This is a genomic window from Streptomyces phaeochromogenes, assembly GCF_001418655.1.
GTDB lineage: Bacteria > Actinomycetota > Actinomycetes > Streptomycetales > Streptomycetaceae > Streptomyces > Streptomyces phaeochromogenes.
In genome coordinates, this window is record NZ_LIQZ01000002.1 from 1 (window position 1) to 1291 (window position 1291).

A 1291-nucleotide genomic window follows, 5' to 3' on the forward strand; every position below is an offset into this window, starting at 1 on the left:
GCAGGGCCTCGGCGCTCTTGCCGGTGGCGAGCGGTGCGAATTTCTGGGTCATGTTCGGTTGCCCTCCGGGGGTGCGTCGTCCGAGGCCCATCCTCGCACCGGGGGCGTGGGGGTGGGCCGCGTTGTCCGGTGGGCGGGACGCGGCCGTCCCGGTGCGGGGGTGGTGCTCGGTGTCACGCGGTGCGGCGGCGGAGGGTTGCCGCGCCGAGGCTCAGGACGAGGAGGGCGCAGGCCGCGACGATCAGGGCGTCGCGGATGAAGTTGGCGGTGATGTCGGTGTGCTTGAGGACTTCGTTCATGCCGTCGACGGCGTAGGACATGGGGAGGACGTTGGAGATGCCTTCGAGTACGGGGTGCATGTCGGGGCGCGGGGTGAACAGACCGCAGAGGAGCAGCTGGGGGAAGATCACGGCCGGCATGAACTGGACGGCCTGGAACTCCGAGGACGCGAAGGCCGAGACGAAGAGGCCGAGGGCCGTGCCGAGCAGGGCGTCGAGNNGGCGAGCGCGCCGAAGGCGAGGGCATAGCCGGCGATGAGATCCCCCTTGCCGAGGGGCATGGCGAGGAGGCGTTCGAGGGTGCCGGAGGTGCGTTCGCGGAGGGTGGCGATGGAGGTCACCAGGAACATCGTGATGAGGGGGAAGATGCCGAGCAGTGAGGCGCCGATGGAGTCGAAGGTGCGCGGGCTGCCGTCGAAGACGTAGCGGAGCAGCAGGAGCATCACGCACGGGATCAGGATCATCAGCGCGATCGAGCGCGGGTCGTGGCGGAGCTGGCGCAGGACCCGGGCCGCGGTGGCGGTGGTGCGGGAGTAGCTGATCGCGCTCTGCCTCGGGAGCGTGGTCGTGCCCGTACGGGTCGTGGTGGTCGTGGCGCTCATCGGACGGACTCCTTGCGGGACTGGTTGCCGGTCGCGATCGCCTCGTCGACCAGGTGGAGGAAGGCGGCCTCGACGGTGTCGGTGCAGGTCTGGGTGCGCAGGGCGTCCGGGGTGTCGTCGGCGAGGATCTCGCCCTCGCGCATCAGGAGCAGGCGGTGGCAGCGCTCGGCCTCGTCCATGACGTGGGAGGAGACGAGGAGGGTGGCGCCCCGGTCGGCGGCGATGGTGTGGAAGAGCTGCCACAGGTCGCGGCGGAGTACGGGGTCGAGGCCGACCGTGGGTTCGTCCAGGACGAGGAGTTCGGGGGTGCCGAGGAGGGCGACGGCGAGGGAGACGCGGCTGCGCTGGCCGCCTGAGAGGTTGCCCGCGAGGGCGTCGGCGTGGGAGGTGAGGTCCACGTCGGCGATGGCG

The 1291-nt window shown here is 71.0% G+C and carries 2 protein-coding genes and 1 pseudogene; all 3 read right to left on the bottom strand.

Translation table 11 applies throughout. From position 1 onward, the window contains the following. Positions 1-173: 173 nt before the first annotated feature. On the bottom strand, positions 174-497 hold a 324-nt coding region (locus AOK17_RS51875), incomplete at its 5' end, for an ABC transporter permease (RefSeq protein ID WP_245696958.1). A gap of 2 nt (positions 498-499) precedes the next feature. Next, positions 500-880, bottom strand: a pseudogene (locus AOK17_RS51880) (ABC transporter permease); the annotation flags it as partial. After that, positions 877-1291, bottom strand: a 415-nt coding sequence (locus AOK17_RS00025) for an ATP-binding cassette domain-containing protein (RefSeq protein WP_157881254.1), incomplete at its 5' end; no start/stop codon positions are given. The pseudogene AOK17_RS51880 and the gene AOK17_RS00025, both read right to left, overlap by 4 nt.